The organism is Pseudomonas sp. XS1P51 (assembly GCF_054897845.1).
Window position 1 is genome coordinate 1558810 of the sequence record NZ_CM142707.1, and the last position, 15213, is coordinate 1574022.

A 15213-nucleotide genomic window follows, 5' to 3' on the forward strand; every position below is an offset into this window, starting at 1 on the left:
TCACCAGCGGTAAGCAGTCGGTAGGCTAATCCGTGGAGGTCGTTCGCCAGTTCCGGATTTCCATGATCGACTGATTTGTTGTCCGATCGTGGTTTTTGTTAGTTTTTTGGCAATCGTGAGCCCGGCAGTGGCTATCCGTCTTGCAACTCCATAAGGCTCAGCGAACAGCGAAACAACCGTAGAAAAAAAGTCGATGCCCGGCATTAATTTCGTAGAGACACTCAATGCGATGGGTTTGATAAATTTTCCTGTATCAATCTCTGAGCCCCCCTTGCCCTCCTTGGTTGGCGCACCGGTTAACTCGCGAGCTGAGGAAGTAATAGCTTTGGTGGCACCGGATTTCAAAGTACCGATCAGGGCTGTTACGAATGACGGTAAATAGGGAGCTGCTACCTCTAGCCCTTGTCCGAGTCCTTGTTTGATTACCAGATTTGTAACAATCCCCGCTGGACCTTTCTTTTCATCATTCGAAGGTCCTACTGCGCGGATAAGCTGCTTGGCGATGCTGCCGGCTATGCTGCCAAATGCCAACGCCATTACTTTTACCGCCAGCTTGTTGGACTCACCACTAGTGAAGTGGCCTATGAGTATCGTCATCGCAACAATTCCTGCCGCCATATTCCTGAAAAACGTTCTGCGTGAAATATTGCCTGGCCACAATATTTCGGTAATGGCCCCGACCGTGATGCCGGCCGCCAATGCACCTATAGCAGCACCTCCAACCGTAAGGGCTTTATTCGAAACATGCGCGACCAACGCAGCAGCACTCAAATTTTTTGCAGATTCCTTTACGATGCCTTTAATGGCTCCGCGAATGAACGTCGCTTTTGCTGCGCGAAACCGCTTACGGGCCAGACCAAGGTCGTCAATGTAGCTGACAGGATTCCCACCCACCATCCGATACAAATTCAACCCATCCGCCACCCCGGCAGGATCCGCACTCAACCAGCGCTGCCGCCATGGCATGTAATACCGAAAACCGTAGTAATACAGCCCCGTCGCGTCTCGCTCCTGCCCTGAATAACGAATCGTCTTGTAGCTGGCCTCAACCTTCTCCCGCCCCGCCCACCGGGCTGTGCCGCCGTAGGGGTAGTAGCTTTCCTGGCTGATCAGTGCGGCGTCTCTATCCAGTTCAAGCGTGCTGGAGTCCAGGTGATCGGCGAGACAGTAGCGCAGCTGGTTCTGGGGAATATCCGATGGTCGCCCCTCCTCCCAATGCAGGATCCGCACGGTGCATCGGCCAGCCTGAACGCTGATGACATGCAGTGTTTCATCGGGGGTTGTACGAATCTCTACGTCTGGCAGGTAGCGGGTTTCATGGGTACGGTTCAATGTTCCCGTGTAAGCCGTACGGATTTTTCGCACGCGCTGGTCACCGCCGTCATAAACGTAGTTTTCCACATCGTCAGGCCCGTCCTCCCGAATCACCTGATCAACCTGGCGCAAGCGGTTATGTGCATCCCACTGCAGCGTCTGTCCTCGCTGAAGCTCCTTGAGATTGCCGTTTGCGTCGTAACGGGAATCGATTTCGCTGTCTCCCGCTCGTTCGCGATCATTGAGACAGGGCAGGCTTCGGTTGCTCCAGGTCGCAACGGCAGTTAGCTCGGTTCGATTGCCGCTGTCGGCGTGGTGGTACAAGGTTTCCAGATTACCGTTGGCGTCGTAATCGAACGTCTGAAGGTAGTTTTCCAACTGACTCGAGTCGGGTGGCGAAACGAACCCTGGCAAATGAGGGCCGCCGGGCATGTTGACCCGCTGCCGGCCACGGGCTTCGATGAGTTGGCCGAGCGTGTCGTACTGATAGGTGTTGATCGCCGCGACCCGTTGATTGCGCACATAGCGGATCGATTGGGTATCGTCAGTGATGCGGATCGGATTGCCTGTCGGATCATAGGCATACACCAGATTCTTCAACGGCGGCTCACTCGCCACTTGCGCTCGAAGTGTATTCAGCCGTCCATTCGCGGAGTCGAATGTGCTGCGGATTTTTACACCATTACCAGCCATTTGCTGCTCTATCTGTCCGAAGGCGTTGTAGCGGATGTCACTGACCAACGTTATTTCTTCATGGGCACCCGCCAGCTTCATGCGTGTTTCATGTAGCTCTCCGGCCACGGTCTGACGCTGGATTTGCTCATTGCCCAATGCGTCGACATGGCGTATCAGCTCGCCAACGCTGTTGTAGCTCATCCGAGTGATTGCCAATTGCGGCTCAAGTAGTTTGTCGCGCTCGGTTTCGCTCTGTGGCCAGTCGGGCAACTCAATCCGTTCAAGAAAACGCCGGCCCTGTTCGAGGTGTGCACCGAGAAGACTGAACTCGCTGAAGTGCTGGGTACCGGCACTATCGTCATGGCGGATCAGTTGACCGCAGCGATTGTGTCGGGCGGATTCAACGGAGGGGCCAGCGTATGTAAAACACCCGGATCGATGTTCTTCACCGGCTGTCGGTTCGAAAACGGCCACCGGGCGCATTGATGAATCGTAGGCCACTCGCAGGTGATTAAGCTTCTGATCCCAATCTTCCAGCCGCTGCCCGGCCGTACCGTAAAGGCTCAGCCGCCAACCGGCGTCCACATTGAGAGAGAGCACCGAAACCCCGGACAGGCTGATGATTGAAGTTTGATTGGAGGGTGTCGAGGCATCGTTTTGATAGAGCGCAAACAACCGTGGGTCGCGGCTGTGGCTGACACGCGCCATCGTGTCATGGACGTGCTGAGTGATGCGTGCCTGGGGGGCATCCTTGTCCGATCGCCGATGATAGGCGACTTCACGCACCGGGAAGCCACGGGAATCAATCACTCCAAGTGTCGGCGTACTTCGGTGCATGGCGACCAGTCCCTGGGTTTGGCCTGCCGGTGCAAGGCGCCGCAAGCGAGGATATTCCCGGGACCTTTATTCGCTTTTGCCGCGCTATCGTCAACTGTCACAAATTACAGGTGCCGCCTCACGACTCCGGCTTACGACAGCATTTCCTGCATCAACTCCTGCAACACATCCAGATCAAACGGCTTGGCCAGGATCGGCGCTTTACGCGTGATCGGGCTGTCGGTCTCGCGGATTTCCTGCGGATAACCGCTGATAAAGATCACCTTGAGCTCCGGTCGCAGTTTCACGGCAGGCTCGGCGATCTGCACGCCGGAGATTCCACCCGGCAGGCGGAAGTCGGTGATCATCATGTCCAGGTGCGGTTTGCTCGAAAGTATTTCGAAGGCCTGCTCGCCGTTTTCGGCCTGCAACACCCGGTAACCCTCACCTGACAGATAAGCCGACAGCACCATCAAAATCGAGGGGTCATCTTCGACGATCAATACGACATCTTGTGCATCTTCACTCATGGGAAGCCTTTGTTCGGTCAATAGCTGCTGATACGACCGTGGGGTCGATCAGAGGTTGCGTTTATCGGGCTGTTTTCCTATAGCGGCAGACAAACGCGAAACAAGGCGCCTTCGCCAATCCGGCTTTCGACGGTAATGGAACCGCCATGGGCGGTCACGATCTGTTCTGAAATAAACAACCCCAGGCCCAACCCAGCGACGGAATGCTTGGCCGACACCCGCTCGAACTGCTGGAAAATACGTTTCTGGTTTTCTTCACTGATGCCGATCCCGAGATCGCGCACTTCCACCAGCGCCTGGCCGTTCTCACTGTACACCTTCACGGTGATCGGGCTCTTGGCGCCGTAACGTAAAGCGTTGGTCAACAGGTTGGAGATCACCTGTTCAATGCGAAATTCATCCCAGTTGCCTTCCACCGGCTGTTCTGCCTCCAGGGTGACCGAAGACTCGGCGGCATCGATCTGCGGGGCGAAGTTTTGCAGCAAGCCGCGAACCAGAGCTGAAAGATCGAAGCGACTGGGTCGGATCGACAACTTGCCGGTGCGGATTCGTGACACGTCGAGCATGTCTTCGATCAAGCGGATCAGGCTTTTGATCTGCCGCTCGTCGCGGTCGACCATGGCGTGCATCTTGTCCAGGGTGAACGCCGCGGCGTTATCCCGGGCCAGGTGCATCTTGCGCAGCTGGGTTTCGAGGATCAGGCCATTGAGCGGCGTGCGGACTTCGTGGGCGACGATCGACATGAAGTCATCGCGCATGCGCACCGCCTGCTCCAGTTCCAGCTGGGTGCTCTGCAACTGCTTGAGCAGCGCTTCCTGCTCGTGACGGCTTTGCTCCAGCTCCTCGACCTGCTGTTTCATCGCCTTGCTCTGGCGAAACAGATCAACGAACACATTGACCTTGCTCTTGACCGCGTGGATATCCAGCGGCTTGTGCAGGAAGTCCACCGCGCCGCTTTCGTAGCCCTTGAACGCATAGTTCAGTTCACGGCCGGCCGCACTGACAAACACAATCGGGATGTTCTTGGTTTTTTCCGTGCCGCGCATCAGCTCGGCGAGTTCGAAGCCATTCATGCCCGGCATCTGCACGTCGAGAATGGCCATGGCGAACTCGTGTTGCAGCAGCAGCGACAAGGCTTCGTCGGCGGACAGCGCCTTGTAGACCGCACGGTCTTCGCGCTTGATCAGCGCCTCGAGCGCCAACAGATTCTCCGGCAGATCGTCGACGATCAGCAGTTTGGCTTGAATGTTACTTAGCATGCTATTCGTTCCAGCTCGACAAGCAGACGGCCGATGCCGCGTATAGGGAGAATGTGGTCTGGCTGATGTTCATCCAGTGCCGCCAGGGGCATGGTCGCGACCTGGGCTTCGCCCGGGTCCTGCACGATGGTCAGGCCGCCACGTTGCTTGACATGGGCCCGTCCGCTTGCGCCATCGCGGTTGGCGCCCGTCAGCAAGACCGCGGCCAGGGTCGGACCGTAGGCATCGGCAGCTGACTCGAACAGATAATCGATGGCGGGTCGCGAGTAATGCACACGGTCTTCCAGGCTCAAGGAAAAGGTGCGGTCCCGCTCCACCGACAAGTGATAACCGGGCCCGGCGAAATACAGTGTTCCGGCCTCAATCAGCGTTTTGTCGTGGGCTTCCAGCACCGGCAGTGAAACGCGTCGTGCAAACACTTCCGCCAGCTGGCTACGATGCGCGTCAGGCAGGTGCAGCACCACAATGATCGGCAGCACGAAGCCTTCGCGCAGGGGGCCGAGAATGTTCAGCAACGCCTCTACACCGCCAGCCGAGGCGCCGATCACGATAGCCTCTACATAAGGCAAATCCGTTGCAGTACTCATGATTTGCGGTAGATCCGTTCTTGTTTGACCAAAGGCTCGAACTGGTTGCCGAAGGCCGAAAAATCCGGGGTTTCCTTGCTGCCCAGCACCAAAAAACCGCGATGACAAAGGGATTCGTGAAACAGTCCAAATGCCCTATCTTGTAGTTTTTTATTGAAGTAAATCAAAACATTACGGCACGAAATTAATTGAGTTTCTGAAAAGACACTGTCGGTCGCCAGGCTGTGATCGGCGAACGTCACGTTCTCACACAGGCTCTTGTCGAAAATCGCGTACCCATAAGCCGCCGTGTAGTAGTCCGCAAACGAGTGCCGGCCACCTGCCTGCTGGTAGTTATGAGTGTAGGCGCGGACATTCTCCATAGAGAAAATCCCTTGCTTGGCTTTGTCCAGCGAGCGCGGATTAATGTCAGTGGCATAGATGATGGTGCGATCGAGCAAGCCTTCTTCGCGCAGCAGGATCGCCATCGAATAGACCTCTTCACCGGTACTGCAGCCTGCGATCCAGATCTTGATCGAGGGATAGGTCTTGAGCAGCGGCACCACTTCCTGACGCATGGCCAGGAAGTGCGAAGGGTCGCGGAACATTTCGCTGACCGGGATCGTCAGCAATTGCAGCAACTGCATGAACGCCGTCGGATCGTGCAGGACCTTTTCCTGCAACGCCGAGATGGTCGCGCATTCGAACTGGCTCAAGGCGTGCTGGACCCGGCGCTTGATCGAAGCACCGGAGTAGTCGCGAAAGTCGTAGCTGTACTTGAGGTAGATCGCCTCGATCAACAACCGCAATTCGATTTCGGTGTTTCTCTCCACTTAGATACGTTCCATCTTCGGTAACCACACACGAATCAGCGAGAACAGGCGATCCAGGTCGATGGGCTTGGCCAGGTAATCGTTGGAACCGGCCAGCAGGCAGCGCTCCTGATCGTCCTTCATGGCCTTGGCCGTCACCGCAATGATCGGCAGTTTGCGCCAGCGCGGGTCCTTGCGGATCAAGGTGGTGGCCTCGTAGCCATCCATCTCCGGCATCATCACGTCCATCAACACCAGATCGATGTCCTCGACTTCATTCAGTCTTTCAATCGCCTCACGACCGTTCCGGCCGATGACCACGACTGCGCCCTTTTGCTCCAGCGCGCTGGTGAGGGCGAAGATATTGCGTACATCGTCGTCCACCAGCAGCACCTTGCGACCCTCGAAGACCTTGTCGCGGCTGCGCGCGGTCTTGAGCATCTTCTGCCGTTCATGGGACAACCGGGATTCGACTTTGTGCAGAAAGAGTGTCACCTCATCCAGCAAACGCTCGGGCGAGCGTGCGCCCTTGATGATGATCGAGCGTGAATACTTGCGCAGCTCGGCCTCTTCGTCCCGGGTCAGGTTGCGCCCGGTGTAGACGATCACCGGCGGGAACGAGCAGATGTCCTCGGTGGACATGCGCTTGAGCAAGTCGTTGCCGAGCATGTCCGGCAGCTTCAGGTCGATGATCATGCAGTCGAAAATCGTCGTGCGCAGCAGGTCCAGCGCGTCCTGCGCCAGGCCGACCGCGGTGATCTCGATGTCATCGTCGCCGATCAGGCGGGCAATACTGTCTCGCTGCAGGTCGTCGTCTTCCACCAGCAGCACGCGTTTGACCTTCTGGGTCAGCTTGGCTTCGAGGCGGGCAAACACGTCCTTGAGTTCTTCGCGGGTGGTCGGTTTGACCGCATAACCGATGGCACCCATGTGCATGGCGGCTTCGACCCGGTCTTCGACCGAGATCACATGAACCGGAATGTGCCGGGTTTCAGCGTGCTCCTTCAGACGTTGCAACACGGTGAGTCCGGAATGATCGGGCAGGCGCATGTCCAGCAGTATGGCGTCCGGAATGAATTCCCTGGCCAGGTCATAGCCCTCGTCGGCCCCGTGCGCCACCAGGCACTGATAACCCAGCTCGTGTGCCAGGTCGTAGAGAATGCGCGCAAAGTTCGGCTCATCCTCCACCACAAGAATGCAGCGAGTGGCGAACGGTGCCTTGGTGCGGTCGTCGTCGAAGCGCGGGATATCGACTTCGGCAATCAGTGGCACCGCAGTCGGCGCCACTCTCGGTGTCGCGGCAACCGGTGAAGCCTTCATCGGCTCGACAGGCTCCTCACCCGGTTCGACGTATTGTTGCGGCAACACCAGGGTGAACACACTGCCCTGCCCCAGCTCGCTGGTAACGCTGATGGAGCCGCCGAGCAAGGCAGCGAGGTCGCGGGAAATCGACAATCCCAGGCCAGTGCCGCCGTAACGGCGATTGGTGGTGCCATCGGCCTGACGGAAGGCTTCGAAAATGCTTTCCTGCTGATCCTGTGCAATGCCGATCCCGGAATCGCGGACGATGAAGGCAATCCCGTCGCCCGGCTGACTGGCGACCGTCAGGCTGACGCTGCCCTTTTCGGTGAACTTCACGGCGTTGGACAGCAGGTTCTTGATGACCTGCTCCAGGCGCTGGCGGTCGGTAAAGATCATCATCGGCGCACCGGCCTGCAGCTCGATCTGGAAGTCCAGTTTCTTGTCCGTAGCCAGTGGCTGGAACATCCCGCGCAAGCCGTCCACCAGACGGGCGACGCTGGTGTTCTCCGGTCGCATCTCAAGCTTGCCGGCCTCGACCTTGGAGATGTCGAGAATGTCGTTGATCAGGTTGAGCAAGTCATTGCCGGCGGAGTAGATCGACTCGGCAAACTTGACCTGCTCGGCGCTGAGGTTTTCCTGAGGGTTTTCCGCCAGCAACTTGGCCAGGATCAACGAGCTGTTCAGCGGCGTGCGCAATTCGTGTGACATGTTGGCGAGGAATTCGGACTTGTACTTGCTGGAACGCTGCAACTCTTCGGCGCGCTCTTCGAGCTGAATCTGAGCCTGATTGAGTTCGGTGTTCTTCAGGTCCATCGCGTCGCGCTGCTCGGCGAGGATTCCGGCCTGTTCGGCGAGCTGTTCGTTGGTCTGTTCCAGCTCGACCTGCTGGGTCTCCAGGTGCGCTTGGGACTCCTTGAGAATCCGCGACTGTTCTTCCAGCTCTTCGTTGGCGGTCTTGAGCTCTTCTTGCTGAACTTGCAGCTCTTCATTGAGCTGCTGGGTTTCAGCCAGTACTTCCTGCAAGCGCTGGCGATAGCGAGCGGCTTCGATGGACGTGCCGATGTTGCCGGCAATCAGCTCGAGCAATTCGATGTCGCGGTCGTCCAGCGGACGCAGGAAGCCCAGTTCGATCACACCGTTGACCCGGTCATCATCGCTGGTCGGTACCACCAGCACGCTATGGGGCAGGCCTTCACCGAGACCGGAACTGACCTTGAAGTAGTCGCTCGGTACGGCGTCGAGACGGATCAGGCGCGCCTGTTGTGCCACCTGGCCGACAATCCCTTCGTCACTGTAAATCTGTTGTTCAAGTGCTTCCTGTTCACGGGAGAACCCGTAAGACGCGATGCGCTTGAGGCCGCCGTGGTCTTCACGAACATAAATAGCCGCCACTGCCGTGTCGAGGTACTGCGCGCAAAACTGCAGGATGTTACGGCCCAGCAGATTAAGGGACAGTTGCCCGAGCACTTGTTCGGCCAGTTCGGTTTGACCGTTACGCAGCCAGGCCTGCTGTTCCAGGCGATGGGCACTGGCCTGTTGCGCGGCGAGGTTGGCGCTGTAACTGTGCGAAAGGTTGAGCAAATCCCGCCGGCCAATGTAGGCCAGCAACCCGCTGATACCGACGATGAACAACAGATAAAGGCTGATGCTCCAGATCGTGGTGCGGCGCACGTCTTCATTGCGCGCGGCGCGCAACTGTTGCTCCATGTCGATCACATCTTCGAATTGCTTGCGGATCTCGTCGGTGAGCCGCTTGCCGCGTCCGACCTTGACCGCGCCACGGTAGTCGCCACTGGCGCGCTGCAAATCAATCATTGTCTGTGCGTAGGTCGCCCATTCATCCTGCAAGCCCTGAAGCCGATGCAGACGGTCGGTCTGCACCGGATTGTCCGCCGTCAATTCGAGCAAGGTCTTGAGCGCAACCGCGATTCTCGGCTTGGCGGTTTCATAGGGTTCGAGGAACTGCTCGTCGCCACTGAGCAGGAAGCCGCGCATGCCGGTTTCCAGGTCGACGGTCAGCTTCACCGCTTCATTGGCGTTATTGATCACCCGGTCGGTGTGCTCGACCCACTGGATCACCGACAACAGATAAGTGATCAGCGAGACAAAGAACACCGCACTGAGCACACCCACACCCAGCGGCAGGCTGATATTGCGGCTCAGAAGCTTACGAAATCGTTGCTCATCAACCGAAGACGCAGAGGTCATGGTGGAAGCCTTATCGAACTGTTGAAAACCAAGGAGTTTGCCCCAAAACGGCCGCATCGATCCAATTATCTGACTATTTGCGCGCAAAATCCTACATTCAGCTGTCCCGGCGCAAAGGAGCGGTTATCCTTGCCGGCGCTTGTGCGGCTATTCTTTTTCTACCGCGTCGGGAACTTGTCGGGTGCCGCCACTTACTCAAGCAAGAGCCCGGCGATTTTGATCGACCGGCCACCGCGATTTCCAACCTTTGAGAGCCCCACTATGTCCGCCAACGCGTCCATCATCCTTGTCGTTGAAGACGATGCCATCGTGCGCATGCTGATCGTCGATGTGCTGGAGGAACTGGAGTTCAACGTGCTGGAGGCCGACGGCAGCGAGAAGGCACTGGAGTTTCTCAACGATGAAGACCAGCACATCGACCTGATGATGACCGACGTGGGTTTACCCGTGATGGATGGTCGAGAGCTGGCCACCCAGGCCCGGATGCTGCGCCCCGAGCTGCCCATCCTGTTTGCCAGTGGCTATGCCGAAAGCATTGAGGTGCCCGAAGGGATGCATGTGATCGGCAAGCCGTTCTCCATCGATCAGTTGCGGGACAAGGTCAAAGGCATTCTCGCAGGCGCCTGAAATCGGTCAGTACGGGCACAGGAATCGCCCTCGGCTGTGGTTTAATTGCCACCCCGCGATTGTCCCCTGCCCTCTGCCCGTTTCAAGGAATCTCCGTTCATGAGTCAGCCCCGCGCAACCAAAGTCCTGGTCATTGGTTATGTCTGGCCCGAGCCGCGCTCGTCTGCGGCGGGTGGGCACGTCATGCAACTGCTCGGGGCTTTCTTGCAGCAAGGCTGGGACGTCACTTTCAGCAGCCCCGCCGGCGCTGGCGAACATCAGGAAGACCTGACGGTGCTGGGCATTCGTGAAGTGCCGATCGAGCTGAATAACAGCAGCTTCGACACGTTCATCAGCGAACTGGCGCCGGATATCGTGCTGTTCGAACAATTCATGATGGAAGAGCAGTTCGGCTGGCGAGTCGAAAAGCACTGCCCGACTGCCTTGCGCGTGCTCGGGACCCAGGATTTGCAAAGCCTGCGCCATGCCCGGCATCAACGGCTCAAGGATAGATTGAAGGCCAGTGACGATGACAATGACTTCAACGAACTGTTCGCGCCGGCGTTGCGTGAAGAGTTCGAACTCATGGCCGATACCGATCTGGCCAAACGGGAGATCGCTGCGTTGTATCGCTGCGACTTGAACCTGATGATTTCCGAAGTGGAAATCGAGTTGCTGGTCGAGCAATTCAAGGTGCCTCGCAGCCTGCTGCATTGGTGCCCGCTGATGGTCGAGCCGCCAAGCGAGCCGCCAATCCCTTTTGAAGACCGCGCGCACTTTGTCAGTATTGGCAACTTCCGCCATGCGCCGAACTGGGATGCGGTGCTCTGGATGAAAACCACCCTCTGGCCGCTGATTCGCGAGCAACTGCCCAGCGCCCGGCTGCACATCTACGGGGCCTACACACCGCCCAAGGCCACCGCGCTGCACAACGCGGCCCAGGGCTTTCATGTCATGAACTGGGCAGAAGATGCATTGCAAGTCATGTCGGCCGCCCGGGTATGTCTGGCGCCGTTGCGTTTCGGTGCCGGCATCAAAGGCAAACTCGTCGAAGCGATGATCTGCGGTACGCCGAGTGTCACCACACCGATCGGTGCCGAGGCCATGCATGGCCAGCGACCATGGCCGGGAGCCGTGACCCGCACGGCGCGCGAGTTCGCCGATTGCGCCGTGCAACTCTATAAAGACCAGGCGCAATGGTCGAACGCTCAGGCGTTGGGTCTGCAATTGCTGGCCGATCGGTATCAAACCCAGGTCCACGGCCCGGCGTTGATTACGAAGCTCGAGTTTTGCCAACAGCACTTGTCGCAAATCAGAAGGGACAACTTCACCGGCAGCATGCTGCGCCATCATCAGCACAAGAGCACTCAATACATGGCGCAATGGATTGAAGCGAAAAACCGCTTTAAAGAAGAGGCATGATCATTAAACTCCTCTTCACCCCACGGACGGGGCGAAGCAACTGACAGGAGTGACAATGACACGATATACCGAAGGGACTCTCGACAAACGCAAGTGGATGAGCGATGTCCTCGACATCAACCACATCAAATTGACTGACATTATCTGGCCCGGCGTACATAACGCCGGCATGGACAAGCAAGCGCCTAACTATGAGGTGGTCATCGGCAACTGGACCACCTGTCAAAACGATTCATTTGCCTGGCAACTGTCCAACGGCGCACGGGCATTTGATATCCGCCTCGGCTACACCGAGGGCCGCGACCAATCGATCTTCTACTTTCATCACAACGGCTACCAGTCTCATCGCATCCTCGACGAGCTGATGAGCGCGGTATCGACCTTCCTTGATCAAAATCCGGATGAATTCATCGTTCTCGACTTCCACCAGCTTGGGGACGGAGAAAAACCCTTCGCCTATAAAAAGCTGAATGACGTGCTGGTGAGCCGGCTCGGACAACGGATCATACCGCCCTCCGACGCCACTAAAACGGTGGGGGAACTCAAAGGCACCAGCTCCCGCCGAAGGCTGGTACTGGCGGCTCCACCTGTACCGGGGCTGGACGATGATTATTTCTGGTCGCGCATCCCCCACAAGTGGAGCGGCGAGGTCTTCACTGACACCGCGGAACTGGAACGCCACATTTCCAGCACGCTGGAAGATGCACCGTTCGAAACCTTTCTATGGTCGTTGTCGGCCACCAGTTATGGGGTTCTGGGCGGGCCTCAGCACATCAAGAACCAGATCAACACCTGGTTCAATCCCACCCGGGACTGGGTGACGCGCTGCTGCATTATCAACACCGACTTTTTCGACGAATCGGAAATCGTCCGCTATTGCTGGAGCGCTACGAGCATGAAGGCGGTTTACGGCAGCGCCTTGCACCGGCCAGTGGACGCGTAAAGCGGTTCAACATGCCACAAGCTGGCATTGCCGGCCCGGAAAGGGGCATGATCAGGGTGCGATAACAAAAAAAGCGCCCTGATATGACCCGGACTGCCAAAGTTACCGATCCTTCCTACGAACTGATGGACGACCACAACGGGTTGTCGATCATCTATCGCCAGCACGGATTCCCCTGCCCGTTGGTGCGCTGGCACTTCCACAAGGAATATGAACTGCACCTGATCGTCGCCAGCTCCGGCAAGGTGTTCATCGGCGACTACATCGGCAACTTCTACCCGGAAAGCCTGTTTCTCACCGGCCCCAACCTGCCCCACAACTGGATCAGCCAGGTGGCCGAAGACGAAGTGGTCCCCAAGCGCGACATGCTGGTCAATTTCACTGACGAGCTGTTCGAGGGCGGGCACCAGGTATTCGCCGAACTCAAGACGCTTGCACCGCTGCTGGAGCGCGCGCAGTACGGCATCGAGTTTCGCTGCAAACGCACCATTCGCCAGGCGATGACCCTGATGCAGCGTATCGCCGATACAAAAGGCGTGACCCGGCTCGGGCATTTTTTCATTCTGCTGGAGTTGCTCGCAGCGTCCGACGACTACCAGTTGCTGTCCGGTGCCACGACGCCACAACTGGCCGACGAACACAATATCGACCGCACCAACCGCGCCGTGGATTACATCTTTGCCCACTACGCCCGTGAACTGCCACTGGAGGAAGTCGCCGGGCATCTGGGCATGAAGCCGACTTATTTCAGTCGCGTGTTCAAGCAGGCCACCGGGCGCTGCTTCATCGAGTTCGTCAATCGTCTGCGCATCAGCAAATCCTGCGAACTGCTGGCCGACGGCGATAAACCGGTGACTGATGTGTGTTTCGAGTCGGGTTTCAACAATATTTCCAACTTCAATCGGCGTTTTCAGCAGCTCAAGGGCATGACGCCATCGCACTACCGGCGGTTGGCGGTGCAGCGGTTGACCGAACAGAATCTGGGTTAGAAGATCAAAAGATCGCAGCCTTCGGCAGCTCCTACAGGGGATCGCATTCTTTCCGTAGGAGCTGCCGAAGGCTGCGATCTTTTGATTTTCGCCCCTGTAACCTGTACGGATTCAATCAGGGTTAATCGCCAAAACACCATGCGCTGCACTTCCCGCACTGACGCCCAGTGCAAAATAGTATCGATTCAAGTGCGATGGATGATTTGTCACGTCATCAATTGAAGGCTGTAATCAGTGCATATTCTTCCTGCCGTCGGAAGACACAAAAACAATAACTGTCCTTCTGTAACCCCCCGGGTGCAGAAAAGGAGTGCACGATGCAACCTTCTGTAAAAGCTCTGCTTGCCCTCACCTGCATGACCCTCAGCAGCGTCAGCCTCGGTGCCCAGACACTGACCATCGCCACCGTCAACAACAGCGACATGATCCGCATGCAAAAGCTTTCGAAAACCTTCGAGGCCGAGCACCCGGACATCAAGCTCAATTGGGTGGTACTCGAAGAAAACGTCCTGCGCCAACGCCTGACTACCGACATTGCCACCCAGGGTGGCCAGTTCGATGTGCTGACCATCGGCATGTACGAAGCCGCACTCTGGGGCGCCAAGGGTTGGCTGGAGCCGATGAAGGACTTGCCTGCCAGCTACGCCCTCGACGATGTGTTCCCTTCGGTGCGTGAAGGCCTGTCGGTCAAGGGCTCGCTCTACGCCCTGCCGTTCTACGCCGAAAGCTCCATCACCTATTACCGCACCGATCTGTTCAAGGACGCCGGGCTGACCATGCCCGAACGTCCGACCTGGACCCAGATCAGCGAGTTCGCCAGCAAACTCACTAATAAGGATAAGGAACAGTACGGCATCTGCCTGCGCGGCAAGGCCGGCTGGGGCGAGAACATGGCGCTGATCACTACCGTGGCCAACGCCTACGGTGCGCGCTGGTTCGATGAAAAATGGCAGCCGGAATTCACCGGTCCGGAATGGAAAAACGCCCTGAACTTCTACGTCGACACCATGAAGAAGTCCGGCCCGCCGGGGGCTTCGAGCAACGGTTTCAACGAAAACCTGGCGCTGTTCAACAGCGGCAAGTGCGCCATTTGGGTCGATGCCAGCGTCGCGGGCTCGTTCGTCACCGACAAGACCCAAAGCAAGGTCAGCGACCACGTCGGTTTCACCTACGCGCCGCATGAGACCACCGACAAAGGTTCGGCCTGGCTGTATTCCTGGGCGCTGGCGATCCCCACCAGTTCCAAGGCCAAAGATGCAGCGAAAACCTTTAGCGCCTGGGCCACGTCCAAGGAGTACGGGGCGCTGGTTGCAGAGAAAGACGGCATTGCCAACGTGCCGCCAGGCACACGGGCCTCGACCTACAGCGAGGCTTACATGAGCGCAGCACCGTTCGCCAAGGTGACCCTCGAGTCGCTGAAAGCGGCAGACCCGAGCAAACCGACCCTCAAACCGGTGCCGTATATCGGCATTCAGCTGGTGACCATTCCTGAGTTCCAGGCCGTGGGCACCCAGGTCGGCAAGCTGTTCTCGGCCGCGCTGATCGGCCAGACCACGGTCGATCAGGCGCTGGCCGCCGCCCAGCAAACCACCGAACGTGAGATGAAGCGCGCCGGTTACCCCAAGTAGCCCCGCAACCTCTGTGGGAGCGAGCCTGCTCGCGATGAAGCCATCACATTCAACCTCGTTGTTGGCTGATAAATCGCTATCGCGAGCAGGCTCGCTCCCACAATGGATCTTCGTATATCTGTTCTTAATCGGTTCTGATTGCC

Annotated in this window: 11 protein-coding genes; 5 read left to right on the top strand and 6 right to left on the bottom strand. The window is 57.6% G+C overall.

Going from position 1 to position 15213, the window contains the following annotated elements:
* From ACYZUD_RS07110 to ACYZUD_RS07135, 6 genes are all read right to left on the bottom strand, one after another.
* A complete protein-coding gene (locus ACYZUD_RS07110) occupies window positions 1–2826 on the bottom strand; it encodes an RHS repeat-associated core domain-containing protein (protein ID WP_462023287.1) in 2826 nt (941 codons plus the stop codon).
* A gap of 131 nt (window positions 2827–2957) precedes the next feature.
* The gene (locus ACYZUD_RS07115; RefSeq protein ID WP_008146959.1) at window positions 2958–3335 is read right to left on the bottom strand and encodes a response regulator; all 378 of its coding nucleotides are present in this window, start codon (window positions 3333–3335) and stop codon (window positions 2958–2960) included.
* Between the two features lie 77 nt (window positions 3336–3412).
* Window positions 3413–4594 carry a hybrid sensor histidine kinase/response regulator gene (locus ACYZUD_RS07120; protein ID WP_462023288.1) on the bottom strand — a complete coding sequence of 394 codons (1182 nt, stop codon included), beginning with the start codon at window positions 4592–4594 and terminating at the stop codon, window positions 3413–3415.
* On the bottom strand, window positions 4588–5181 hold the full coding sequence (locus ACYZUD_RS07125; RefSeq protein ID WP_462023289.1) for a chemotaxis protein CheB: 594 nt from the start codon (window positions 5179–5181) through the stop codon (window positions 4588–4590). The genes ACYZUD_RS07120 and ACYZUD_RS07125 overlap by 7 nt, the downstream gene beginning before the upstream one ends.
* Window positions 5178–5993 (bottom strand): CheR family methyltransferase, encoded by an 816-nt coding sequence (locus tag ACYZUD_RS07130; protein ID WP_462023290.1) that lies wholly within the window; start codon window positions 5991–5993, stop codon window positions 5178–5180. Before ACYZUD_RS07130 ends, ACYZUD_RS07125 begins: the two co-directional genes overlap by 4 nt.
* Complete coding sequence (locus ACYZUD_RS07135) at window positions 5994–9482, bottom strand: response regulator (RefSeq protein ID WP_462023291.1); 3489 nt, start codon at window positions 9480–9482, stop codon at window positions 5994–5996.
* A 261-nt stretch (window positions 9483–9743) separates the two neighbouring features.
* On the opposite strand from ACYZUD_RS07135, the gene ACYZUD_RS07140 reads away from it, so the two are divergent.
* From ACYZUD_RS07140 to ACYZUD_RS07160, 5 genes are all read left to right on the top strand, one after another.
* The gene (locus ACYZUD_RS07140) at window positions 9744–10109 is read left to right on the top strand and encodes a response regulator (protein ID WP_462023292.1); all 366 of its coding nucleotides are present in this window, start codon (window positions 9744–9746) and stop codon (window positions 10107–10109) included.
* Between the two features lie 99 nt (window positions 10110–10208).
* Entirely contained in the window at window positions 10209–11510 is a 1302-nt protein-coding gene (locus ACYZUD_RS07145) for a glycosyltransferase (protein WP_462023293.1), read from the top strand.
* 55 nt (window positions 11511–11565) lie between these two features.
* Window positions 11566–12453, top strand: coding sequence for a phospholipase (locus tag ACYZUD_RS07150; RefSeq protein WP_462023294.1), 888 nt, complete (start codon window positions 11566–11568; stop codon window positions 12451–12453).
* Window positions 12454–12536: 83 nt separating this feature from the next.
* Entirely contained in the window at window positions 12537–13442 is a 906-nt protein-coding gene (locus tag ACYZUD_RS07155; RefSeq protein WP_462023295.1) for an AraC family transcriptional regulator, read from the top strand.
* A 317-nt stretch (window positions 13443–13759) separates the two neighbouring features.
* Window positions 13760–15070 carry an ABC transporter substrate-binding protein gene (locus ACYZUD_RS07160; protein ID WP_462023296.1) on the top strand — a complete coding sequence of 437 codons (1311 nt, stop codon included), beginning with the start codon at window positions 13760–13762 and terminating at the stop codon, window positions 15068–15070.
* Window positions 15071–15213 lie beyond the last annotated feature (143 nt).

Excerpts from the sequence above, each read along its gene's own strand:
- ACYZUD_RS07110 (WP_462023287.1), bottom strand. The coding sequence starts at position 2,826 with ATGCACCGAAGTACGCCGACACTTGGAGTGATTGATTCCCGTGGCTTC.
- ACYZUD_RS07115 (WP_008146959.1), bottom strand. The coding sequence starts at position 3,335 with ATGAGTGAAGATGCACAAGATGTCGTATTGATCGTCGAAGATGACCCC.
- ACYZUD_RS07120 (WP_462023288.1), bottom strand. The coding sequence starts at position 4,594 with ATGCTAAGTAACATTCAAGCCAAACTGCTGATCGTCGACGATCTGCCG.
- ACYZUD_RS07125 (WP_462023289.1), bottom strand. The coding sequence starts at position 5,181 with ATGAGTACTGCAACGGATTTGCCTTATGTAGAGGCTATCGTGATCGGC.
- ACYZUD_RS07135 (WP_462023291.1), bottom strand. The coding sequence starts at position 9,482 with ATGACCTCTGCGTCTTCGGTTGATGAGCAACGATTTCGTAAGCTTCTG.
- ACYZUD_RS07140 (WP_462023292.1), top strand. The coding sequence starts at position 9,744 with ATGTCCGCCAACGCGTCCATCATCCTTGTCGTTGAAGACGATGCCATC.
- ACYZUD_RS07145 (WP_462023293.1), top strand. The coding sequence starts at position 10,209 with ATGAGTCAGCCCCGCGCAACCAAAGTCCTGGTCATTGGTTATGTCTGG.
- ACYZUD_RS07150 (WP_462023294.1), top strand. The coding sequence starts at position 11,566 with ATGACACGATATACCGAAGGGACTCTCGACAAACGCAAGTGGATGAGC.
- ACYZUD_RS07155 (WP_462023295.1), top strand. The coding sequence starts at position 12,537 with ATGACCCGGACTGCCAAAGTTACCGATCCTTCCTACGAACTGATGGAC.
- ACYZUD_RS07160 (WP_462023296.1), top strand. The coding sequence starts at position 13,760 with ATGCAACCTTCTGTAAAAGCTCTGCTTGCCCTCACCTGCATGACCCTC.